17 protein-coding genes and 1 tRNA gene (1 of these 18 only partly in view) are annotated in these 25,239 nt (G+C 47.4%); 12 read left to right on the top strand and 6 right to left on the bottom strand.

All coding sequences use genetic code 11. The features are described 5' to 3' along the window. A tRNA-Lys gene (locus tag KVT36_RS02925) sits at window positions 1-45 on the bottom strand (it extends 36 nt beyond the left edge of the window). Between the two features lie 135 nt (window positions 46-180). Here KVT36_RS02925 and KVT36_RS02920 point away from each other — a divergent pair. The 4 genes from KVT36_RS02920 (at window position 181) to KVT36_RS02905 (ending at window position 6,945) form a co-directional block, all read left to right on the top strand. Then, on the top strand, window positions 181-1,359 hold the full coding sequence (locus KVT36_RS02920; RefSeq protein WP_217601977.1) for an acetyl-CoA C-acyltransferase: 1,179 nt from the start codon (window positions 181-183) through the stop codon (window positions 1,357-1,359). Window positions 1,360-1,602: 243 nt separating this feature from the next. After that, window positions 1,603-4,059: an ABC transporter permease gene (locus KVT36_RS02915; RefSeq protein ID WP_217601976.1), complete on the top strand. Its 2,457-nt coding sequence runs from the start codon at window positions 1,603-1,605 to the stop codon at window positions 4,057-4,059. Between the two features lie 22 nt (window positions 4,060-4,081). Beyond that, window positions 4,082-6,457, top strand: coding sequence for an ABC transporter permease (locus tag KVT36_RS02910; protein ID WP_217601975.1), 2,376 nt, complete (start codon window positions 4,082-4,084; stop codon window positions 6,455-6,457). 41 nt (window positions 6,458-6,498) lie between these two features. Beyond that, window positions 6,499-6,945, top strand: a complete 447-nt coding sequence (locus KVT36_RS02905) for a DinB family protein (RefSeq protein WP_217601974.1) — start codon at window positions 6,499-6,501, stop codon at window positions 6,943-6,945. A gap of 19 nt (window positions 6,946-6,964) precedes the next feature. Here the strand turns inward: KVT36_RS02905 and KVT36_RS02900 are convergent, their stop codons facing one another. Continuing rightward, window positions 6,965-7,300, bottom strand: a complete 336-nt coding sequence (locus KVT36_RS02900; RefSeq protein ID WP_217601973.1) for a hypothetical protein — start codon at window positions 7,298-7,300, stop codon at window positions 6,965-6,967. Window positions 7,301-8,078: 778 nt separating this feature from the next. On the opposite strand from KVT36_RS02900, the gene KVT36_RS02895 reads away from it, so the two are divergent. The 6 genes from KVT36_RS02895 (at window position 8,079) to KVT36_RS02870 (ending at window position 17,408) form a co-directional block, all read left to right on the top strand. Further along, window positions 8,079-9,737: a DUF1800 family protein gene (locus tag KVT36_RS02895; RefSeq protein ID WP_217601972.1), complete on the top strand. Its 1,659-nt coding sequence runs from the start codon at window positions 8,079-8,081 to the stop codon at window positions 9,735-9,737. 20 nt (window positions 9,738-9,757) lie between these two features. Next, window positions 9,758-11,347: a DUF1501 domain-containing protein gene (locus KVT36_RS02890; protein ID WP_217601971.1), complete on the top strand. Its 1,590-nt coding sequence runs from the start codon at window positions 9,758-9,760 to the stop codon at window positions 11,345-11,347. An 85-nt stretch (window positions 11,348-11,432) separates the two neighbouring features. Then, window positions 11,433-11,762: a hypothetical protein gene (locus tag KVT36_RS02885; protein ID WP_217601970.1), complete on the top strand. Its 330-nt coding sequence runs from the start codon at window positions 11,433-11,435 to the stop codon at window positions 11,760-11,762. An 84-nt stretch (window positions 11,763-11,846) separates the two neighbouring features. Next, window positions 11,847-14,294 (top strand): TonB-dependent receptor, encoded by a 2,448-nt coding sequence (locus tag KVT36_RS02880; RefSeq protein WP_217601969.1) that lies wholly within the window; start codon window positions 11,847-11,849, stop codon window positions 14,292-14,294. A gap of 139 nt (window positions 14,295-14,433) precedes the next feature. Beyond that, complete coding sequence (locus KVT36_RS02875) at window positions 14,434-15,300, top strand: hypothetical protein (protein ID WP_217601968.1); 867 nt, start codon at window positions 14,434-14,436, stop codon at window positions 15,298-15,300. A gap of 203 nt (window positions 15,301-15,503) precedes the next feature. Next, complete coding sequence (locus tag KVT36_RS02870) at window positions 15,504-17,408, top strand: beta-N-acetylhexosaminidase (RefSeq protein WP_217601967.1); 1,905 nt, start codon at window positions 15,504-15,506, stop codon at window positions 17,406-17,408. A 76-nt stretch (window positions 17,409-17,484) separates the two neighbouring features. Here the strand turns inward: KVT36_RS02870 and KVT36_RS02865 are convergent, their stop codons facing one another. Together KVT36_RS02865 and KVT36_RS02860 are read right to left on the bottom strand one after the other, a co-directional pair. Beyond that, complete coding sequence (locus KVT36_RS02865; protein ID WP_217601966.1) at window positions 17,485-17,895, bottom strand: DUF983 domain-containing protein; 411 nt, start codon at window positions 17,893-17,895, stop codon at window positions 17,485-17,487. Window positions 17,896-18,020: 125 nt separating this feature from the next. Continuing rightward, entirely contained in the window at window positions 18,021-19,805 is a 1,785-nt protein-coding gene (locus KVT36_RS02860) for an ABC transporter ATP-binding protein (RefSeq protein WP_217601965.1), read from the bottom strand. A 258-nt stretch (window positions 19,806-20,063) separates the two neighbouring features. On the opposite strand from KVT36_RS02860, the gene KVT36_RS02855 reads away from it, so the two are divergent. Next, on the top strand, window positions 20,064-22,193 hold the full coding sequence (locus KVT36_RS02855; protein ID WP_217601964.1) for a translation factor GTPase family protein: 2,130 nt from the start codon (window positions 20,064-20,066) through the stop codon (window positions 22,191-22,193). Next, window positions 22,162-22,500, top strand: a complete 339-nt coding sequence (locus tag KVT36_RS02850) for a hypothetical protein (protein WP_217601963.1) — start codon at window positions 22,162-22,164, stop codon at window positions 22,498-22,500. The genes KVT36_RS02855 and KVT36_RS02850 overlap by 32 nt, the downstream gene beginning before the upstream one ends. Before the next feature lie 12 nt (window positions 22,501-22,512). On the opposite strand, the gene aqpZ is transcribed toward KVT36_RS02850, so the two are convergent. Both aqpZ and KVT36_RS02840 read right to left on the bottom strand, forming a co-directional pair. Then, window positions 22,513-23,226 (bottom strand): aquaporin Z, encoded by a 714-nt coding sequence (gene aqpZ / locus KVT36_RS02845; RefSeq protein ID WP_217601962.1) that lies wholly within the window; start codon window positions 23,224-23,226, stop codon window positions 22,513-22,515. A 279-nt stretch (window positions 23,227-23,505) separates the two neighbouring features. After that, window positions 23,506-25,047, bottom strand: coding sequence for a YifB family Mg chelatase-like AAA ATPase (locus KVT36_RS02840; RefSeq protein WP_217601961.1), 1,542 nt, complete (start codon window positions 25,045-25,047; stop codon window positions 23,506-23,508). Window positions 25,048-25,239: the final 192 nt, after the last annotated feature.

Here is a 25,239-nt window from a genome sequence, read left to right as displayed (position 1 = left end):
CCCCTGATTAAGGGTCAGCTGCCCCACCCACTGAGCTTCGGAGTCATAAACCACGCTATTTCAGCGCAGTTCCCTTCAACAGGGTTGCAAAAATAAGACCTTCGCTCAAAATTCACAAAAGTTATTTAACTTAATATAAAATAAAAAACCGGGTCCCTCTCCCGGAAAAGGAGTTTAAGCATGGAAACAGCATATATAGTAGCCGGTTACCGCACCGCCGTAGGTAAGTCAAAACGAGGCGGGTTCCGCTTTTACCGGCCCGACGACCTGGCAGTGGACGTGATCACTGCCTTATTAAAAAGCGTACCCCAGTTAGAGCCGCACCGGGTAGATGACCTGATTGTAGGCAACGCCGTACCGGAAGCAGAGCAGGGCCTGCAGATAGGGCGCATGATCTCCGTTAGAGCCCTGGGCGAAAGTGTACCGGGTATGACGGTGAACCGCTACTGCGCATCCGGACTGGAAACCATTGCCATTGCCACTGCCAAAATACAGTCCGGCATGGCGCATTGCATTATTGCGGGTGGTACAGAAAGTATGAGCCTGGTGCCCACTGTTGGCTGGAAAACAGTACCCAATTACAATGTGGCCAGTACTACGCCGGATTATTATCTGGGTATGGGCCTTACCGCAGAAGCGGTGGCCAGTGAATACAAAGTATCCCGGGAAGACCAGGATGCCTTTGCCCTGCGCTCTCACCAGAAAGCGCTGGCCGCCATTCAGAACGGTTATTTTAAGGAAGGTATACTACCCATACAGGTAGAAGAAGTATATGTGGATGCCAAAGGCAAAAAGCAGAAGCGTAATTATACTGTGGATACAGACGAAGGTCCGCGCGCAGATACTTCCGCAGAAGCGCTGGCCAAACTGAAGCCGGTATTTGCTGCCGGTGGTTCGGTAACAGCCGGTAACTCCTCCCAAACCTCTGACGGTGCTGCTTTTGTGATCGTGATGAGCGAAACCATGGTCAAGGAGCTGGGATTAAAACCAATTGGCCGCCTGGTAGCCTGCGCCTCCGCCGGCGTACATCCCCGCATTATGGGCATAGGGCCGGTAGCTGCAGTGCCCAGGGCATTGAAACAAGCCGGGAAATCCTTGCAGGATGTGGACCTGGTAGAGCTGAATGAAGCCTTTGCCTCTCAGTCCCTGGCCGTTATCCGCGAGCTGGGCATTAACCCGGATATTGTAAACATCAACGGCGGCGCCATTGCTTTAGGCCATCCGTTGGGTTGCACCGGCGCTAAGCTCACCGTTCAGATCCTGAGCGATCTGAAACGCCTGAACAAAAAGTATGGCCTGGTTACCGCCTGTGTTGGCGGTGGACAAGGCATAGCCGGCATTATAGAAAGGATCGATTAATTTCTTTTATCCAGATAAAGCAAAGAGGTTGTATCGGATGAAGTGCCTGTAAAATGGGGCATTTACCAGGATACAACCTCTTTTTATGTTTCTTTCCATTATCCTACGTCTACGCCCCTACTTTCTCCTCTAAAACCGGACACCCTTGTACGAATACGGACAATCACCGTAATCTAAACCATCTCAATAACTTGATTTCCAATTGCTCCTGCTTTTGGCACTACCTTAGTGCTGCAAACACTTATGCTACAAAACTACCTCCGCATTGCTATCCGCAATCTGCAGCGGAATAAGCTTTTTTCAGCGATCAATATATTCGGCCTTGCCATTGGCATGACCTGCTGTATGCTGCTCATGCTCTACATCCGCAGTGAGCTGATGTTCGACGAGCACCAGCAGCACGCTGCCGATCTGTATTTCCTGAAAAGTGAAAGCGCCGTTTCTACCGGCGAGGTACGTTCCTTTACCACTATTTCTGCATTATACGGCCCCACTTTAAAAAATGAATTTCCGGAAATAGCGCAAATGGCCCGCTTATGGGCCAATGTCATAGATTCCAAAACCCTGCTGCAGGTGCGGGAAGCAGGCAAATCCGTAAAGTCGTTTTATGAAACCCGGGGCTACAATGTTGATTCCACCTTTTTTGATCTGTTCACCTATAAATTCCTGGAGGGTAATGCAGCTACCGCTTTGCAGGAGCCCAATGCCATTGTGCTGTCAGAACCGGTAGCACGCAAGCTTTTCGGGCATGCATCCGCTTTGGGGAAAACCATTACAGTAGGCGGTGACACTGGTAATGGCGAGCTGTTTAAGGTTACCGGTGTATATAAAGATGAAAGCCATCGCTCGCACATAGATGCGCGATTTTTTGTGCCGCTGTCTGCCGGCTGGATAGGCGGGTTTTTGCGTAACGGACGGTTGAACTTTTCTTTCAACAACATGTTCATTACCTACCTGCGTTTACGCCCGGGCACAGATGTAAAAAAGCTGGAACGTAAGTTCCCCGCTTTTATGGAGCGGCATGCCAATAAAGATCTGCAGGCAGCCGGTTATACCAAAGCGATCTCCCTGTTGCCGGTTACAGACATTCACCTTTATGATAAAGTACGGGCAGTGGTAACAGATACCACCAGCAAAACCTACCTGTATATCCTGGGCAGCATTGCCATTTTTACGCTGGTAATTGCCTGTATCAATTTTATGAACCTGGCCACTGCCAGCTCTGCTAAGCGTGCAGCAGAAGTAGGCGTGCGCAAGGTGATGGGCGCGGGTAAAGCTGCGCTGGTAAGGCAATTCTTAGGGGAATCCATGGTGTTATCCATGATGGCCTTAGTGCTGGCAGTAATAGGTGTTGCAGGTGCGCTGCCGTTGTTTAACCAGCTTACGGGAAAAACACTGGCATTGTCTGAATTAATGGAACCCGCCATCATAGGTACTTTTGTAGCACTGGCATTACTTACCGGTTTACTGGCAGGCAGCTACCCGGCATTTTACCTGGCAGTGTTTAACCCGGTGCAGGTATTGAAAGGCCGTTTTAATAATATGATGTCTGCCGTGGCGCTGCGCCGCGGATTGGTAGTATTCCAGTTTGTGATCTCCATTGGGCTGGTGCTGGCCACCATTATTATTCAGCAGCAAATGTCTTACCTGCGCAACCGTCCCTTAGGGTTTACGCAGGATCAGCAGGTGGTGATACCGCTGCGTACTAATGAAGCGCATAACGCATATACGGCCCTGCGTGAAGGGCTGCTGCAAAATAACCAGGTGTTGGGCGCGGCAGGTACCTCGTCTTACCCGGGCATCTTTAACCCAATGGGCTTTAGCGTACATAAGCTGGAAGAAACCGTAAACGAAGGGCAGCCCATTCAGGCCAATTTTGTAGCGCCGCAGTTTATGAAGATGATGGGCTTTCAGCTGATGAAAGGGCACATGATCTCCGAACAGTTTATGAGCGATACCAGCGGGCAGATAGTGGTGAATGAAACCACCCTGCGCAAGTTCAATATTCCGCTGGATAAAGCGATTGGTCAGAAGTTGAAATGGGAGCTTAACGGGCAGGCATCTGAAACCTACGAAATCGTAGGCGTGGTAAAAGATTTTCACTTCCAGGATCTGCACCATGCTATTCAGCCTTACGGCTTCTTTCTCAGGAATAGCAGGGAATATAATTACCTGATCGTGCATGTGAATACTGCACAGATGGGAAAAACACTGAACTTTTTAGCAGATAAATGGAAAGCGCTTTGCCCGGATGAACCCTTTGAATATACTTTCCTCGACCAGGATTTTCAGCATAACTATCACGCAGAAACGCAAACAGCACAAATTGTAAGCTGGTTTACCGGGATCTCTATTTTTATATCCTGCCTGGGATTGTTTGGCCTGGCTGCTTTTGCCGCACGTCAGCGTACACGGGAGATCGGCATCCGTAAGGTGTTGGGCGCTTCTGTGCTGAATATTACTGCATTGCTGTCAAAAGATTTTGTTATGCTAGTGCTGGTGGCTATGTGTATTGCCAGTCCGCTGGCCTGGTATTGCATGCACAAATGGCTGGATGAATTTGCCTACCGTGTATCTATCAGTGGCTGGGTGTTCATTGCAGCCGGCATTTTTGCAATAGTAGTTGCTGTCATAACCGTAAGTACGCAGGCTATACGGGCGGGGTTAATGAACCCTGTGAAAAGTTTGCGGTCAGAGTAGTATTTTCCTTAAAATAAGTCCGATGTTCAGTAACTATCTCAAAACTACCTGGCGTTACCTGCTCAAAGACCGCCAGTTTACCGTGCTTAACCTGATAGGGCTCTCTACCGGCATGGCCTGTACGCTGCTCATCTGTTTATGGGTAATTGATGAATGGCAAACAGACCGGTTTCATAAAAATGATCAGCGCCTTTTCCAGGTAATGATCAATGAAAAGAATGCAGACGTTTTTACCACTACCCAGGGTACCGGTGGGGTAGTAGGGGAGATCATGCAAAAACAGCTGCCGGAAGTGGAGTATGCGGTTGCCACTACACCCGCAGCCTGGTTTCAGCAGTTTAGTATTTCGTGGAAAGATCGTACCGTAGGCGCAACGGGTAACCTGGTGGGTAAAGACTATTTCAAAATGTTCTCTTATCCGCTGCTGCAGGGAAATAAAGAGAACGTGCTGACCGACAAAAATTCTGTAGTAATATCCGCGCAGCTGGCGCGTAAATTATTCAACACCACTACTAACGTTATCGGTAAAACGCTGGAATGGAAATGGGCATCCCTTAGCCGCCAATGTACGGTTACCGGGGTTTTTGAGGATATGCCGGTACATTCTACCAGCCGTTTTGATTTTGTATTGTCGCTGGATATATGGAAAGATATTATGCCCGTTACGCTGGCGCCTACTTCTACCGGGCCTTTTAATACATATGTAATGTTAAGGAAGGGAACGGATGTGCAGCACTTTAATGAAAAGCTGCCGGCCCTTCTCAAAAGCCAGTTTAAGGATTCCTCTTCTGTTATGTTCATGAGAAAGTATGCAGATGGCTACCTGTATGACAAATACGAAAATGGTGTACAGGCAGGAGGGAGGATCTCATACCTGCGGTTATTTTCCATCATTGCCTTGTTTATACTGGTCATTGCCTGCATTAACTTCATGAACCTTTCCACGGCAAAGGCTTCCGGCAGAATGAAAGAGATTGGAGTGAAGAAATCCCTCGGGGCTGCACGGCGTACACTGGTGCTGCAGTTTTTAGGAGAATCCCTGTTCATGAGCATTGCTGCATTATTAATAGCATTATTAATGGTTGCCCTGTTGTTGCCGCGTTTTAGTGAAATGACGGGCAAGCAGCTGCTACCGCAATGGGACATACGATTTATAGCTGCCGTATTGGGCATTACCTTGTTCACCGGCCTGCTGGCGGGCAGTTACCCGGCTTTATACCTTTCCCGTTTTGCACCTTCTGTTACGCTTAAAGGAAAGTTCAGCAATACCGGAAACACCATGTGGATACGGAAAGGGCTGGTAGTTTTTCAATTCGTGGTATCTGTAATTTTCATTATTGCGGTAATGGTGGTGTATAAGCAGGTGCAATTTGTGCAAAGCAGGAACCTGGGATATAATAAAGACAACATTGTTTATTTTGAGATGGAAGGACGGGTAGGGGAAAAGAAGGAAGCTTTTCTGGCTGATTTGAAAGATTTGCCGGGTGTGATAAATGCATCCAGCATAGAGCAAAAGATCGTGCTATCATCGTTCCTGCCAACCTCCAATATCAGCTGGGAAGGAAAGAACCTGGATAACCAGATCCGTTTTTACGAAATGCCCGTGAACTACGGCCTGATAGAAACACTGGGCATCCAGATGGCTGCCGGCCGGGCATTCTCCAAAGATTATAGTACAGATAGCGCTGCCGCGGTATTAAATGAAGCAGCTGTTAAAGTTATGGGCCTCACAGACCCGGTGGGTAAGATCATTAACCGGGGCAAGACTGCGCTGCATATTATTGGCGTAACAAAGAACTTTCATTTTAATTCACTGCACGAAGAGATCCACCCATTCATTTTTAATTTAGCGCCTGAGCAAACCCTGCTGGCAATGGCCCGCATTCAGCAAGGCCGTGAACAAGCCACACTGGCGGGTATACAACAATTGTATAAAACTTTTAATCCCGGTTATTCCTTCAATTATAAATTCCTGGACAATGATTACCAGGCACAGTATGCATCTGAAAAACTGGTAGCGCAGCTGTCCGGTTATTTTGCAGGGCTTACCATTATTGTTTCCTGCCTGGGCCTGTTTGGGCTGGCCGCCTTTACGGCAGAACGCCGCCGTAAAGAGATCGGCATCCGCAAAGTATTGGGCGCCACGGTAGGTAATGTGGCCGTGATGTTATCCAAAGATTTTTTGCAATTAATATTGATCGCCGTTTGCATTGCTTTCCCGCTGGCCTGGTGGGCTGCAGGGGAGTGGCTGCAAAGTTTTGCTTATCATGTTCATATAGGCGTAGGCGTATTCCTGGCTGCAGGAACAGCTACCCTGGGCATTACCTTATTGACCATCGGTTTCCAGGCGCTAAAGGCCGGATGGATTAACCCGGTAAAAAGCCTGCGCTCGGAGTAGCGGATAATATTATTGTATATTTGGTGCTTTATTCCACCACCATGCAGATACAGGTATTAAAACAGCTCTTCCAGCGTGATCTCGACAAACTGAAACAGGAGATCAGCGCCTACCAAAGCGAACAGCAGCTATGGGTTGTAGAAAAGAATATTCCTAATTCCGCCGGCAATCTTTGCCTGCACCTGGCAGGCAATCTCAAACACTTTATTGGTAAAGTACTTGGCGGTGCTGACTTTGTGCGCGACCGGCCTTCGGAATTTGCGCTGAAGAATATTCCTAAAGCAGTATTGATAAAACAGGTTGAAGAAACGATTGTTGTGGTGAGTACTTCATTGGATAAGCTGACGGAGGAAGATCTGGAAAAGGAATACCCGGAGGTGGTATTTAATGAAAAGATGAGTACGGGGTATTTTTTAACGCATTTAGCGATGCATTTGGGTTATCATTTGGGACAGCTGAATTATCATAGGAGGTTGTTGGATGTGTGACCTCCTATGACAATATCTCTTACTCAGATGAAGATGGTCTAACTTTTCTTTTTTGAAGGATTTCTGCTCCTGCGGCTTTAAATTGATCGATGATATAGGCCGGCCATTTATTCGGATTTACAATGATAATATGGCCTTTAATAATTGTTTGATTGAGATCAATGCCTGTTCTTTTTAAGAATGCATTCTGCACGGCTTTGCCAATGTGTTTGCCTTTTTTTTTATATCCGCGTAGACCATTCAGGTAAGACTCAAAGGTTTGTCTTTTAATCCCGGTTTCCCTTACTATATCCTTTATTTTCCAGTTTAAAATGGTCATAATCTGTCTAATGAGAGAGTTTTGTTTGGAGTTCATATTATTAAATTGATAATGTAATACTTAGCCCCAACATAATGCTACATTTTTATGCTACATTTTGATTGTTTGTAGCATTTTTTATTTACTTTTGTGTGTAAGGATCAACAAATCAATATGTTACATAATAGCTAACATGTCAAAATGATAACAAAAATGTTGGGACTAATAAATGAAAGGAAAGACAGTTTTTTAAGAGCAAATGCTCATTATCAATACTGTCCAGGGCTGAGTGGTGCTTACAAAAAGGAATATCCCGATGTACAATACACCAGGATGGGAAACAAACTAAGTACTCATTGTCCACAGGAAAAAATTCTGATAATTCCCTATTGAGGGTTTGAAAATAATATGTAGCGGTATTAAGCTACAAAAGATTGGGTGTAGGTTCATTGCTTTGCGTTTTGGCCCATCCAATAATCAGGGAGCTGCCGTGTCGTCAAACGGGGCAGTTTCCCTTTTATTTATCGAATAAGCGAGTTAGTTAGGGAGCCTTTAAAAGCTCCGCTCAAAACTACATAACTTTCTTTATACTGACAAATCAAAATTCCCATAATTGATTGATTTGTATTTGAATATGTATGTTATTAAAACGATAATTATATGCTCATATTGAAAATCATGTTATCTTTTTGGTCCTCTTCCTCCCCATCCCGTAGAAATAATTCCCCCCTTTTCAAATAAAATAATCCCCTATATTAAAAAAATCATTAATTTGGCCCTGCGATTATTGTCGCTCCTGTAAAAAACCAATACGCCTAACCATATCCTATAACATATGGATCGCAGACAATTCCTAACCTTATCCCCTACACGCCATAAAACAGCGAAAGCTCCTTTTGGCCGCACAGATTCCGGTATTGCGCCATTTACCGGCGCCTTTGATACGGCCCAGGCAGTACACCTGTTAAAACGTGCATTGTTCGGAGCTTCTCCGGCAGATCTTAGCTGGGCTAAGGGCCTTGGCTCCATGGACCAGGCAGTAGATGCGCTGCTTACACCGCTTGCTACCATGCCCTCTCCGCCGGTAAACAACTACGGAGATGATGCTACCGGTATAGCACCTGGCGCCACCTGGGTAAATGCTCCTGCCTATGTACGCATGGAAAATGATCCCCTGGGACAGAACAGGCAACGTTCCTACAAAGCCTGGTGGACCGGCGTAATGCTCAACCAAACACGGAGCATACACGAAAAAATGGTGCTCTTCTGGCATAATCACTTCGTAACAGAAACACAAACGGTAACGGACCTACGTTACGTATATAAATACAATACCACGCTGCGGCAATACGCCCTGGGTAATTTTAAAGCGCTTACCAAAGCCATTACCAAGGATCCCGCCATGCTCATTTACCTGAACGGTAACCTGAATGGTAAAACCGCGGCAGACGAGAACTATGCACGTGAGCTGCATGAGCTGTTCACCATCGGTAAAGGGCCCGATTCCCATTATACGGAAGACGATGTACGTGCCTCCGCGCGCGTGCTCACCGGCTACCGGGTAGATGAGAATACCATCACCAGCCACTTTGATAGCACCCAGCACGATTTTACCAATAAACAGTTCTCTGATTTTTACGGCGCCAAAACCGTAACCGGTAAAACCGGCCCTGCGGGAGAAACAGAGCTGGATGACCTGCTGAACATCATTTTTTCTCAGCCGGAATGCGCCAAGTTCATCGTACGTAAATTATACCGCTTCTTTATCTACTATAAAATAGATGATGCCGTAGAGCAGAACGTAATTGCCCCGCTGGCAGATATTTTCCGCACCAACAACTACGAAATACTGCCCGTGCTCAGCGCCTTATTTAAGAGCGAGCATTTCTACGATCCGTTGAACATGTCCTGCCTGATTAAAAGCCCCATCGATTTTTGCATAGGGCTGTGCCGTGAGTTCAGCGTAGTATTTCCTGCTGCATCCGATTACATGAATGCCTACGAAGCCTGGGATTACATCCGCGACTTTGCCGGCAAAATGCTGCAGAACATTGGCGATCCTCCGCTGGTGGCCGGTTGGGCCCCTTACTACCAGGAGCCTATGTTCCATGAAATGTGGATCAATACAGATACCCTGCCTAAACGAAATATGCTGTCTGACTACCTCGTACAGGGGCAGGGCGCGCCGCATGACCTGAAAATAGATGTACTGGCTTTTGCTGATCAGCTGTCCGACCCCGGTAATCCGGTAACCTTGGTAAAGGATTCGCTGGATCTGCTGTATCGTGTAGACGTTTCCGATAGCCTGCGCAGCTTTATGAAGAATTCTATCCTATTGAGCGGCCAAAGTCCCAACAGCGATTATTACTGGACCGATGCATGGCAGGCCTATAAAGGCAATCCGGGAGATGCGGCGACAAGAACAGTGGTGGAATCACGCCTGAAGGCTATGTATAAATTCATCATGGACCTGTCTGAATACCAATTATCCTGACCTTCTGAAAGACCTCTAACATGCGTAGAAGAGATTTTCTCAAACATACAGCATCAGCCGCCGTACTGCCGTCTATTATTGATGGATTTTCTGTAAAAGCATTCAGTACTTCGCCTATGTTAGCCGCCTTACAAGGCGCCGCCACGGATAATGACCATGTGCTGGTAATGATCCAGCTAACCGGCGGTAACGACGGTTTGAACATGGTGATCCCCCTGGACATTTATGATAAATACCAGGCAGCCCGCAGCAACATTGCTATTCAGCAGGGCAAGGTGCTGCCCCTGGCCAACAATATAAAAACCGGTATCCACCCGGCAATGACCGGCATCCAGGAGTTATATGATGATGGAAAGGTGTGTATCCTGCAAAGCGTAGGTTACCCCTCACCGGATTATTCCCACTTCCGCGCTACAGATATCTGGCTGTCCGGCTCCGGCGCCAAAGATATCCTGAACACCGGTTGGGGCGGGCGTTACCTGGGTTTTGAATATCCTAATTTCCCCGAAGGCTTCCCGAATGCAGATGCGCCGGATCCGCTGGCTATACAGATAGGCTCCCTCGTATCGCCGGTATTCCAGGGTACTGCCGCCAGCATGGGCATTGCCATTACCAGCGCCACTGATTTTTATGACCTGCTGGAAAATCCACCTATTGATCCGGTGCCTAACACACACTGGGGCGATGAGCTGACCTACATCCGCTTAATTGCAAAACAATCCGATAAATATACCGATAGCATTAAGCTGGCTGCAGGCAAGGTTACACAGCAAAGCCCTTACCCGGCTAATAACGACCTGGCTGCACAGCTCAAGATCGTTGCACGCCTGGTGGCCGGCGGTTTAAAAACCCGCATGTACATGGTAAGCACCGGTGGTTTTGATACGCACGCCAGCCAGACAGAAGCAGGTGATACCTCCAAAGGCTACCACGCAGAGCTGTTAGGTAAAGTGAGCGCCGCTATTAAGGCCTTTATGGATGACCTGACCAGGCTGAAAGTATCCAAGCGCGTAGTAGGTATGACGTTCTCCGAATTTGGCCGCCGTACCAAATCCAATGGTAGTATGGGTACGGACCATGGTGCTGCTGCGCCTATGATCGTGTTTGGCGATTATGTGCTGCAGGGGGTGCTGGGTAACTCGCCCAACATTCCGGACGCAGCTTCCGTGGGGGATAATATTCCAATGCAGTACGATTTCCGTTCGGTATATGCCTCCATCCTGGAACAATGGTTCTGCGTAAAAGAATCGGACCTGAAAACCATTCTCCTGGATGATTACCAGCGCCTGCCCATTGTAAGCGGTATTGCCTGCGGTCTTATAACATCCACTGACGATGTGAACCAGAATGCCGGCATCAATTACATCACCAACTATCCCAATCCTTTCGCAGATAAAACTTATCTCAAGTACAAAACCAAAGGCGGTCATACCATGATCCAGATCTTTGATACCACAGGCCGCCTGATACAGGTGCCGGTAAATAAGATCCATACGCCGGGCGACTACACCGTTACTTTCGACGGGGAGGATCTGCCTAATGGCGTGTATTATGCCCGCTTCCAGAATGGTACCATACAGCAGGTACGCACCATGCTGAAGGTGAGATAGGCCCGCTACCACTTATCATTTCTTTGTGCAACAAAGTTGCAAATAGGGCCTTTTTGCCTATCTTTGTCGCTCACTATACAGATAGGTGAGAAAACAGTGGCTACATAAGATCTTCGCTATCATACTCCTGGGTGTGTTTGCTTTGCATACTACCCCCCGGGAGTTTATTCACCTGTTTGCTCCTCATGAGGATACCATAGATGATTATGGTTATAAAGGCGACGCATTCTCCATTCAGCATAAACACTGTGAATTTCTGCAGATAGGTGTAGAGCCCTATGAGCAGATCACTTTCCATTACGAAGCGCCCTCACAGGCCGTAACCTGGGTGTATACCTTACCGCATATACCCGCAGCAGTACGGCTGCGCTTTGCAGATGCCTCCCTCCGCGCACCCCCGGCAAAAGTTTGCTAATACTTTCCTTTACTAACAGCAATGGCTATACGGCCATTAGCTGTCCACATTATCCTTTATCATTTTATTTTATCAGAAGATATTATGCAAACTTTGCGTGTACTTATTGCCGGATTATTATGCCTGATCATACCTGGATTTTTATTTGCCCATACTGCCACAGACGCCAACGATAATACGCTAAGCGGTAAGGTGGTGGATAAATCCAGCCACACCGCCTTACCCGGCGCCACCATTTATTTCCCTGACCTGCACGTAGGCGCTTCTGCCGATGCACAGGGTAACTACAACATTAAGAACCTGCCCAAAGGAAGGTTCCTGGTAGAAGTGCATTACATAGGTTATGCCGCCTTTACTACCAGTGTGATCATTAATGGCGCCACCACACATGATTTTGAGCTGGCCGAAACGCTGATAGAAAAGAATGAAGTAGTGATCACAGGCGTTAACATGGCTACTTCTGTAAAGCAGAACCCAACGCCCATCAGCGTGATCCGCAAAGAATATTTAGACCAGCAGATCTCTACCAACATCATTGACGCTATTTCCAAAATACCGGGTGTGAACCAGGTAACTACCGGGCCGGCTATTTCCAAACCTTTTATCCGCGGCCTGGGTTATAACCGGGTAGTGGTGATAGGAGACGGCATCCGCCAGGAAGGCCAGCAGTGGGGCGATGAGCATGGTATTGAAATAGACGATTATAACGTTAGCAAAATAGAAGTATTAAAAGGCCCCGCCTCTTTAGCATATGGGTCGGATGCGTTAGCTGGTGTGGTAAACATTGTGCCGCCCACATTGTTGCCGGAAGGCCGCATTAAAGGCAATGTAGCAGCCAATTATCTTACCAACAACGGGCAGGTATCTTACCACGCAGACCTGGCAGGTAACCAGAACGGTTTTAGCTGGAGCGTATATGGCACCCAGAAATGGGCGCATGACTACAAGAACAAGTATGATGATTATGTATTCAACTCCCGCTTTAATAACACCAACTACGGCGCCGGTATTGGAATAAACAAACAATGGGGTTACTCCCGCTTAGGCTTCACCTCTTTTAACCAGAACTTAGGGCTGGTAGAGGGCGATCGTGATGAGCAGGGGCATTTTATTCAGCCCGTGAATGTAAATGGTACAGAAGAGGAAGCAGTGGCCACTAATTTTAAATCTTACAGCATGAATGTGCCCAAACAAAAGATCAACCACCAGAAGCTGGTATGGGATAATAACCTGTACCTGGGCAATGGCGGGCGTTTGGGCCTTACACTGGGATACCAGTATAACCAGCGCCGTGAGTTTGGTAATGTGCTGGCGCCTGATGAACCGGAACTGCACCTGCAGCTGAAAACATTTAACTATAGCCTTAAATACTTTTTCCCGGAAATGGCCGGCTGGCAAACATCCGTGGGCGTAAACGGCATGCAGCAGAATAACCGTATTTCCGGTGATGAGTTCCTGATACCGGCATATGACCTGTTCGACTTCGGCGCCTTTGCCATTACCCGCAAAACCTTTAACAAGCTAACCTTAAGCGGAGGCCTGCGCTTTGATACCCGTTCCCTGAACGGAAAAGCTTTGTACCTGGATGAAGAAGGCGCGCCAACCGGCGCACCCAAAGACGGCGGTTCTACCAAATTCGCTAAGTTCGACCGTAATTTTTCTAACGTATCCGGCAGCGTAGGTATCAGCTATGAAGCCAGTGATAAGGTAACGCTGAAACTGAATGCAGCCCGCGGTTTCCGCGCACCCAATATTGCAGAGCTGGCGGCCAATGGCGTACACGAAGGCACTATTAAATATGAATATGGCAACGCGGACCTGAAGCCGGAAGTAAGCACCCAGGGCGATGCCGGTGTGGATTTCAACACGCAGCACGTATCCATAGGAGCCAGCGTATTTTACAATCATATCACCAACTTCATTTACTCCCGCAAGCTGGTGAATACAGCCGGGTCAGACTCTATCCCGGCAGTTGATAATGACGAAGGTTTCAGCGCCTTTAAGTACCAGCAAAATACAGCCAACCTGTATGGTGGAGAGCTGTCGCTGGACATTCACCCGCATCCTATTGACTGGCTGCATTTTGAGAACACTTTCTCTTATGTGCGCGCAGTGGCCAGCAATGGTACAGATTCTACCAAATACCTGCCCAATATACCGGCAGGCCGATGGTTAAGTGAGCTGCGGGGCAATTTCAAAAAAGTAGGCGGTTGCCTGCGCAATGCCTATGCAGGCGTGCAAATGGATCTGAACCTGGATCAGAATAACGTATTCAGCGCCTATGAAACGGAAACATCTACTAAGGGATATACCTTATTGAATGCACATCTGGGGGCAGATATTGTAAATAAGAACAGCAAAACGCTGTTCTCCCTGCACTTTGCCGTGAATAACATTGGCGATGTGGCTTACCAGAGCCATTTAAGCCGCCTTAAATATGCGCCGGAAAATGAAGCTACCGGCCGCATGGGAGTATTTAATATGGGCCGCACCTTTAGCGTAAAAGTAGCAGTGCCAATTGACTTTAAGTAATGATTTCTAATGTGTTCACTCTTTACTACACGGCCCGGGTTTTTGCCTGGGCCGCTTTTTTATGCGTTGTTTTTTGAGGGATCATATTTGCATATTATATTTGCATATTATTATTTTTTAATGTATCCCTGTAACTATTATGAAAACTGTTTTACGTTTAGCTTTGTTAGCCCTGATGGCTTACGCTGTTGGCGCATGTTCTAAATTAGATGATGTACTGCCGCCTCCGCCTGTTAACACAGACACCACAAAAGGAGACACTACGCATATAGACACGGTAAAATTGCATTTACTCACATCACAGGTTTGGCGTTACTATGAGTACTTTGATGATTACAGTGAAGCCGGCGCACAGCTGGTGTGGAAGGTAGGAAAAACAAACAGCTCATGGAATTTATCTAAGAACCAGGTTAAATTCAACTCAGACGGATCTTACTGGGAAATAGACGAGAGTGGTACCAGGTATGATGGTACCTGGTCATTCCAGAACGATAGCACCCAGGTAAAGGTGGTCAACTCCGTAGGCACTTTTCTTTCTGAGATCAAAGTATTATCCGCCGATAAATATGAATGGCTGGGCCTTGGCGGAGAAACGGGCCACTATGGTATCTTAATGCATGAGTTCCCGGTTATAGACCCGGTGCTGGACAGCGCTACCTTTAAACATTACCTGACAGCCCACACCTGGATGTACGAAGAGTATTTTCTCAAATACAACACTGCAGCCACCAACCTGGTATGGAAAATAGGCAAGCCTAATAACACAATGCCGTTAATTAAAACGGCTGCTACATTTAATGCTGATGGTACTACCAGGGAAACAGATGAAAGGGGCACGGTGATCTATGGTACCTGGCGTATGCAGAACAATAATACAGAGCTGAGAGTGTCCAATTCTGTTGGTACGTTTATATCCAAAGTAAAAGTGTTAACCGCCAACAGGTTTGAATGGAACCGCTTAGATGATAGCTACTATTATTTTGGTTCCATGATACCGCAGCAATAAAATGTCTGTTTTGATATATCAGATTAACATCTTATCTTTGTATATCATTTAATCTTAATACATATATAAACGATATATATTACATCTATTGTTATAGCGGAGGTTCTGTAGTGGAGCCTCCCTTTTTTTTATAAACGGTACGCCCCGGTATTGCATGCTAGCCCCTGCTATCCTATTTTTGTTTGAACACCAAAAGTTATCCAATGCAAAAGCAGCTCATGTTGATCTGTACCTTCCTGGTACAGTTGTTTTCATTTTCCTATGCCGCAGATAAAGGACGGATACACATTATTCCCGAACCGGTAGATGTAAAAGAACTGCCCGGGGAATTTGTGCTGGATAATACCACCACACTGGTTGTAAGCAGTGCTGATAAACAATTGCCCGGCACTGCAAAATGGTTTGCAGACCAGGTAGCTGCAGCTACCGGTTTTCGCCTGCAGCAGCAAAAAACAGCGGGGCAGGGTAAAAGCATCCGCCTGGAGCTGAATGCCAAAACCAATACCACCACCGGCCAGGAAGGTTATACCCTGTCTGTAAATAATAACCAGGTAACCTTACGCGCCAATACAGCCGCCGGCATTTTTTACGGCCTGCAAACCTTATTACAGCTGCTGCCGCCTGATATTGAAGGTGATAAGGTAGTGAACCGCAGCTGGACCATTCCCAATACAGAGATCACGGATTACCCGCGCTTTGGCTGGCGTGGCCTGATGCTGGATGTAAGCCGCCATTTCTTTACCAAGGAAGAAGTAAAGCGTTATATAGATGAAATGGTGAGATACAAATACAACGTTTTTCACTGGCACCTGAGTGATGATAATGGCTGGCGGATTGAAATAAAAAGCCTGCCGCAGCTTACAGAAAAAGGCGCCTGGCGTGTGGAGCGCGTAGGCCGCTGGGGACAGTTTGCCCCCGCCCAGCCGGGTGAAGCTACCCCCTATGGTGGTTTTTATACGCAGGATGATATTAAAGAAGTGATCAAATATGCGCAGGAACGTTATGTAACCATACTGCCGGAAATAGATGTGCCGGCCCATAGCCTGTCTATGATCACCGCCATGCCCAACCTTTCCTGCACCCAGCTGCAATACATGGTAGGCCCTGGCGACAGCCTGCGTAAAAGGAACGATAATGTGCTGTGTATTGGCAACGATTCCGTGTACCAGGTGCTGGATAAAGTATTTACAGAGATTGCAGCCCTGTTTCCCGGCAAGTACATTCATGTAGGCGGAGATGAAGCCTTTAAAGGTTTCTGGGACAAATGCCCCAAATGCCACCAACGCATGGAAAAAGAGCACCTGAAAGATGTGAATGAGCTGCAAAGCTATTTTGTAAAACGCATGGAAAAAATGTTGTTGAGCAAAGGCAAAAAGCTGATCGGCTGGGATGAGATCCTGGAAGGCGGCCTGGCTCCGGAAGCCACAGTAATGAGCTGGCGCGGTATGAAAGGAGGTATAGAGGCTGCACGCATGAACCACCACGTAGTAATGACACCCTGGGATTTCTGCTACCTGGACCTGTACCAGGGAGAGCAGGCCGCAGAACCGCCTACCTACGGTATTTGCCGCCTTACGGACTCTTATAACTACGACCCTGTGCCGGACAGCGTAGATGAAAAATTCATCCTGGGCGGACAAGGCAACCTGTGGACAGAATCTGTAGCCAACCTGCGCCATGCAGAATATATGACCTGGCCCCGTTCCCTGGCTTTGTCAGAAGTATATTGGAGCCCGAAGTCAAAACGTAACTGGGATAATTTTGTGGAGCGCCTGGAAGCGCAGTATCCGCGCCTGGATGCCGCGCATGTTAAATATGCACGCAGCGCTTATAATACCATTGCTATTCCTGCACGCGATGGCAACGGTGAGCTTACCGTACGCCTGACCACTGAAGTAAAAGGGCTGGATATTTATTACACTTTTGATAATACGGATCCGGATACTTTTTACCCGCATTACAAAGAAGGCGAATTACTGAAGTTTCCCAAAGGCGCTGCACAAATAACAGTGATCACCTACCGGGATGGAAAGCCTATTGGCGACCAGTTTGCCATTAAAAAGGAAAACCTGGAAAAGCGTATACTGGAAGGCCACCACGTGTATTAAGTAAAAAGAAAAAAAGCAAAAATTAAAAAGGGTACCACAGGTACAGGCATTCTTTTTAATTTTTGCTTTTTTACTTTTAATTTAATTTTTCAGCGTCTTCATCATAGTACACAAAGAAGTAGAGGTATATTACCCGGCTGATGCGCATGAGCCAGGGTTGAAAGATCAGCAGGATAAACCCATTCACCCCCAGCCATATAAACACACTGTTATCCTTCCAGGATATATTGAAGATCAGCCAGTACCATATCAGGTTAAATACGGAAAATGCCACTGCCAGCGCATAGCTCACATAACCGGTACCAAACCAAAAACCGGTTTCCAGCTCAAATTTCTGATGGCATACCGGACAATGATCGTACATGTTAAAGATCCTGGAAAAGCGCCAGTGAAAAGGATTCCGGTCCCTGTACATAGGGCCTTTCCGGCAGTGCGGGCACTTCATAGATAACAGGCTCAGAAAATAATTAGGGCGCTTTTTCTTCATTCCGCAAAGTTAATATTTTAATGTGCAGATATGCAGATATGCAAATGTGCAGACAATAGCAATTACCAGCACATTAATACATTGTCAATCCATTTGCACATCTGCATATTTGCACATCCGCACATCTACACTGTTTCCAGCATTTTCCTTTCCCCGATCTGCTGCCGCCACATAGCGTAATACAAGCCTTTCTCAGACAGCAGGCTGGCATGCGTGCCAGTTTCAATAATATGCCCTTTTTCCAGCACATAAATACGGTCTGCATGCATAATGGTAGAAAGCCGGTGTGCGATCATTACTGTAATATGTTCCCGGCTGGCAGTTACCTGCCGCACGGTTTGGCTGATCTCCTCTTCTGTAAGCGAATCCAGGGCAGAGGTAGCCTCGTCAAATACCAGCAGGCGCGGGTGGCGCAGCAGGGCGCGCGCAATGGATAAACGTTGTTTTTCACCGCCGGATATTTTAATACCGCCTTCGCCGATCACCGTATCAATCCCATTATCTGCACGGGCCAGCAGGGTTTGGCAGGATGCCTTTTGCAGCACTTCCATGATCTGCTCGTCTGTAGCACGCGGGTTCACAAACAGCAGGTTCTCTTTAATACTGCCGGAAAACAGCTGCGTATCCTGTGTTACAAAACCTATCTGGTGCCGAAACGCTTCTATATCTATTTTCGTACTATCTACACCGTTATACAGTAATTTCCCTTCCATGGGTTTATATAACCCTACCAGCAGTTTTACCAGCGTGGTTTTGCCGGAGCCGGAAGGGCCTACAAAAGCAATGGTTTCACCCACGTTCACCCGGAAGTTAATATCGTCCAGCGCTTTGTTGGCAGCTGTTAAGTGTTTAAATCCAACACGATCAAATACCAGCTCATCTACCTTGGTCATAGGAACAGGTTGTGCGGGCATAACCTCTACCGGCGTTTCCAGTATGCTCTGGAAGTTCAGCAGCGATACCTGTGCTTCCCGGTACGCCAGTATAATATTACCCAGCTCCTGCAAAGGACCAAAAATGAAAAAGGAATACAGCTGTAGTGTAAATAACTGGCCTACTGTTACAGTGCCGGGGTACAGCAGGTACAACAGCAGGAACAGGATGCTTTGCCGCAGCAGGTTTACAAAGGTGCCTTGCACAAAGCTGATGCTGCGGATGGTGCGTACTTTCTTTAGCTCCAGCATTAATATTTTAATGGTGGTGGAGTTCAGCCGCCGTATTTCCTGCTGCGTAAGCCCCAGGCTTTTTACCAGCTCAATGTTGCGCAGTGATTCTGTGGTAGAACCAGCCAGCATAGTGGTTTCCTTTACAATGGTTTTCTGAACGATCTTTATTTTCCGGCTCAGTACATTCATCAGGGTACCCAATAAGATACAGCCGCCAAAATATACAAACACCAGTGACCAGTGAACCGTAAAAGCGTAGATCATTACAAATACCACACCTACCAGTGAGGTGAACAGTACGTTGATGAAAGAGGTAATGAACTTCTCAGAATCCGTACGCACTTTTTGCAGTACGGCTAATGTTTCGCCACTGCGCTGATCTTCAAACTGTTGATAGGGCAGGCGCAGGGAATGGCGTAATCCATCTGTATACACAGAGGCGCCAAACTTCTGAATGATCACGTTCACAAAATAATCCTGGAACGCTTTGGCAATGCGGGATACCATGGCTACGCCAATGCCCGCCAGTAACAGCCACATCACGCCGCTCAGGTAGGCCGGCATGCCACGGGGTACCGTGGCCCCGTTAACCTTTTCATTTTGCGGGTGAGAGGCAAAACGGTCAATGATCTTCCCAAAAATATATGGGTCCATTAAAGAGAACAGCTGATTGATGGTGGCCAATAGCAAAGCCAGCATTATCAGCCATTTATAGCTTTTTAAGTAATGCAAAAATAGCTTCATGTAGTTTCAATATTGATTGTTAGAAGGCGCAAAGTGGATTCGGATATATTTTTCTGGTCGTACAGCGTGCAAAGATACGATAAAACAGCATTATTACATGTTGCAACATCTTTTCAGGAGGTGTCAATTTTACGTAAAAAATGGTAACTTAATAGTAACATTCCACTTATGAAACCGTGAGGTTCCATCTGCCCCTGCCATCTTACTACAGATGCAACCACAAGGTTCCGCCCGACCTTAACCTTTAAATCTTAACGGATGAAAACGTATGATGAGAAACACATTAAGAACATCGTACTGTTAGGCGCCGCCAAAAGCGGAAAAACGACCCTCAGCGAGACCATGTTATTTGAAGCCGGCATTACCCACAAGCGTGGAACAGTAGAAGAAGCCAATACAGTATCCGATTACCACGAAATAGAATATGAAAGGGGCAGCTCCGTATACGCCACCTGCCTGCACACCGAATGGCGTGATTATAAGATCAATATTATAGACACACCCGGGCTGGAAGATTTCATAGGTGAGGTAATTGCCTCCATTCGTGTATGTGATACCGCGCTGTTGCTGCTGCATGCACAGTATGGCGTGGAAGTAGGTACAGAGCTGATCTGGGATTATGTAGATAAATACCGTAAACCCACCATACTGGCTGTAAACCACCTGGATAACGAGGAAGCCAATTTCAACAAAGTGGTAGACGATGCCCGCCGTACCCTGGGCCCGGCTGTAACTATTATGCAATACCCTGTTAATCAGGGTATTGGTTTTAATAGCGTGATCGATCTGCTGAAAATGACGCTGTACCGCTTTCCGGCCAACGGTGGCAAACCAGAAAAGCTGCCTATCCCCGACAGTGAAAAAGAACGGGCAGAACAGCTGCATAATGTGCTGGTGGAAAAAGCTGCGGAAAACGATGATACCTTGATGGAACACTACTTTGAAAAAGGCAGCCTGGATGAGGATGAGATGCGCGAAGGCCTGAAAATAGGCATGCTTAAACACCAGGTATTCCCGGTGTTTTGTTTATCAGCCGAAAGGAATATGGGCAGCGGCCGTTTAATGGGGTTCATTGATAATGTAGCGCCTTCCGCCACTGAAATGCCCCCGGAAATAACAGAAGCAGGCGAGCCCATTCCCTGCGATCCTGCCGCCCCGGCCTGTTTGTTCGTGTTCAAAACCTTGCTGGAACCGCATATTGGGCGCCTTACCTTTTTTAAGGTGCTTTCCGGCGAAATAAAAGCAGGGCAGGAGCTGGTAAATGAAAAGGGCAATACCAGCGAGCGGCTGAACCAATTGTTTATTGCAGACGGTAAGAACCGTAACCCCGTGGAGCGCCTGCGCTCCGGTGATATTGGCTGCACCCTGAAGCTGAAGAACACATTAACCAATCATACCCTTAACGACCGCTCCTTTACCGGGCAGGTGGATCCTATTCATTTTCCCCCGCCCAAAGTACGCGCCGCCATTGAGGCCCGCAGCAAAAGTGATGATGAAAAGCTGGGTGAAGTGCTGGCAGAGATACACATGGAAGATCCTACGCTGGAAATAGAATATAACCGGGAGCTAAAACAGGTGATCCTGCACGGGCAGGGCGAGCTGCACCTGGCCGTAACCAAATGGCGCTTGGAGAATATTTACAAGATGCAGGTAGATTACCTGCCCGCTAAAATACCTTACCGCGAAACCATCCAGAAGCCGGCACAGGCCTCTTACCGCCATAAGAAACAATCCGGCGGGGCCGGGCAGTTTGGCGAAGTGTATATGAAAATAGAGCCCTGGTATGAAGGGATGCCGCCCTTCAAAGAGCACCCGGTAAGGGATACAGAGGAAATAGCGCTTAACTGGGGCGGTAAGCTTGTTTTCAATAATTGCATTGTAGGCGGTGCTATAGATAACCGTTTCCTGCCATCCATTCTTAAAGGAGTGATGGAAAAAATGAACGAAGGCCCGCTAACCGGCTCTTATGTGCGCGACATAAGAGTAAGTGTGTATGATGGTAAAATGCACCCCGTAGATAGTAATGATATTTCTTTTAAGATAGCGGGTATGATGGCTTTCCGGGATGCCTTTCACCAGGCCTCACCCCAGCTGCTGGAACCCGTGTATGATGTAGAGACCAGCGCCCCGGATACGATGAGCGGCGATATTATGAGCGAGCTGCAAAGCCGCCGCAGCATTATAACGGGCATGGATACACTAAACGGCAGCCAGGTGATCAAAGCCCGTACCCCGCAGGCGGAGCTGGATAAGCTGTATGCTGCTTTGCGCAACATAACCCAGGGTAAGGCGAAGGTGAAAGCCCAGTTTGCAGAATACGCACCTGTACCGGGAGAAATGCAGAAGAAGCTGAGTGATGAGTACCGGAAAACGGAAGTGGTGGGATGAGGATGAAGATGCATGCGAATACCAGCGGGCGCGGTTTTTCCTGATGCGCCAGGTGGTTCATATGGCATACTTTACGCTCCTGATGTTGCTGGTCTCCGCAGCAGGCACGCCGGTTAACCCGGATGCAGCCATACCGGATTTCAGCCATTTTCACGACCGTATATGGTCAGGTGAGATCAGCCTGGCCGGCAATGAAGCGCGGCTGCAATATGCCTGGGTGCATATGGAACAGCTATCGCGTAACCTGCGGTCAAACCGGTTGAATGAAGCGCTGGAGATAGTATCAGGAGCGCATATAACAAATTAATTCCGGACGCCGTTACTCCTTCGGCTCAAAGATTGCCCGCCAGGTAATAGCAGCAAGGATACCACCGGCTATGGGAGCTACTATAAATAACCACAGCTGTTGAAGCGCTTTACCGCCTGCAAGTACAGCAGGGCCAAAGCTGCGGGCCGGGTTTACAGAAGTTCCGGTTATAGGTATAGCTACCAGGTGTATTAATACTAACGTAAGTCCTATTGCCAAACCGGCCATATTAGGATTACCCAGCCTGGAAGTAGTAGCAAAAATTACAAACAGGAATATGAATGTAAGCAGCACCTCCACAATAAATGCAGCTGTTGTTGAATAGTTGCCTAAATAACCCGGTCCCCAGCCATTGGAGCCTAATGCCCATTCACCCATGCTGAATCCTGGTGCATCTTTTTGAATGGCCAGTAACGCACATGCTGCCACAGTTGCCCCGGCCATTTGCGCAATGATATAACCAATGGTATCTGCCAGGCTTAATTTTTTAGCCACCAGCATAGCAATGGAAATAGCTGGATTTATATGACAACCTGATATGGGGCCAATGGCATAAGCCATAACAACCACGGTAAGGCCAAAGGCAAGCGATATGCCCAGCAGGCCAATACCTATTGGTGCGTCGGCAATAGTTATGGGTATGGTTTTACCCGCCACAACTGCAGCTCCGCAACCAAATAATACTAAAGAAAATGTTCCGATGAATTCAGCAAGGTATTTTTTCATAAAGGGGGAGATTTTGAGTATAAACAAAGTAAGACATTTATCCGATAGCAATCACAACAATTACAATTTTATTATAAACCTTCACAACTGTACCATTCAAAAGCCAGGCACCATTTGCACCATCCCCAAGCCTTCTGACATCCGCTGTATTCCCTCAACAACATCCACCATCCGCTACTACCTCGCAACCGCACCATCCCCAAGCCTTCTAACATCCACTGCATTCCCTCAAACAACACCCAGCATCCGCTGCATTCCATTCGTAATTCCGTAATTAACTCACGCTCCCCAGCTCTCCCTGTCCAAGCTCCTGAACCGTATAGCCTCCGCTATATGCGCGGTCTGTATCATCTCAAACCCTTCCAGGTCCGCAATGGTCCTGCTTACTTTTAATATGCGGTCATACGCCCGGGCCGATAGCTTCAGTTTATTCATAGCATTCTTCAGCAGGTTAGCGCTTTCGTATTCCAGGTAACATAACTGTTTTTGCAGGCTGCTGCTGATCTGCGCATTACAGTATATGCCATTGTGTTGTTTAAAACGTTCGGTTTGTACCTCACGCGCCTGCACTACCCGCTGTCTTATACACTCGCTGGGTTCTGCAATTTCCGTGGAGTTAAGCGCTGTAAAGGAAACCGGTGTAACCTCTACATGCATATCAATCCTGTCCAGCAAAGGCCCGGATACACGGTTCAGATATTTTTGCACAATGCCGGGAGCACAGGTACAGTTCTTTTCCGGGTGATTGTAATACCCGCAGGGGCAGGGATTCATAGCCGCAACCAGCATAAAGCTGGCCGGGAAATCAACCGTGGTTTTAGTACGGGAAATAGTTACCTGTCTTTCTTCTACCGGTTGCCGCATTACCTCCAGCACGGTACGTTTAAATTCCGGCAGCCCATCTAAAAAAAGTCCGCCGTTATGTGCCAGGGATATTTCGCCCGGCTGTGGTATGCTGCCGCCGCCTACCAGAGCAGCATCGCTAATGGTATGATGCGGAGAACGGAAAGGCCGGCGTGCTATCAGTGATGCATGCGCCGGCAGCTTGCCCGCTACCGAATGGATCTTGGTAGTTTCCAGCGCTTCGTGCAGGCTTAAAGGTGGTAAAATGGACGACAACCTTTTGGCCAGCATGGTTTTTCCCGCACCTGGCGGGCCTATCATCAGTACATTATGACCGCCGGCAGCCGCTATTTCCAGCGCACGTTTTACGCCGTATTGCCCTTTTACATCACTAAAGTCTACATCAAAATGTTGCTGCGCAGTAATAAACTCCTGCCGCGCATCTACGTGTATGGGCAACAGTGATTGCGGCGCATGCAGGAACTGTATCACTTCGCGTATGTGTGATACGCCATACACTTCCAGCTCACTCACCATAGCTGCTTCCCGGGCATTTTGTGAAGGCAGCAGCATACCTTTAAACCCTTCTTTCCTGGCCTGTATGGCCATGGGCAGGGCGCCTTTAATAGGTTGTATGGTGCCGTCCAGGGATAGCTCACCCATAATAATGTATTGAGATAATGCTTCACCCGGCACCTGTCCGGAAGCCGCAATAATACCCAGTGTAATAGGCAGGTCATAGGCCGATCCTGCTTTACGGATATCTGCCGGCGCCATGTTCACTACAGTGCGGAACCGTGGAAAACGGTATCCCAGGCTGATGATGGTAGATTCAATACGTTTTTCACTTTCCTTTACTGCATTATCGGGTAAGCCTACAATAAAAAATTTGGTGCCTTTGGGAAAAACATTCACTTCCAGGGTAATGGTAATAGCAGTTACGCCCTGCACCGCGCTGCCAAAGGTTTTAACAATCATGGATGGATATGGTTGATGGAAAACGAAAATAAGAGAAAACACCGGATCTGCCAATTTCACACAATAGTTTGGTGTTAACATTGGATTAACCAAAAAAAGGTTTAAATTTTGTCAATGACTATGAAAACCGTTGTAACCCTTTTGACCCATCAACCCGGATTACACCTGAAATATTCATAGCAATATTCGTTT

It is taken from the genome of Chitinophaga sp. GbtcB8 (assembly GCF_019091455.1).
Classification (GTDB): Bacteria; Bacteroidota; Bacteroidia; order Chitinophagales; family Chitinophagaceae; genus Chitinophaga.
Note: the sequence above shows the minus strand (reverse complement) of the source record. Positions and strands in the feature narration are given on the sequence as shown.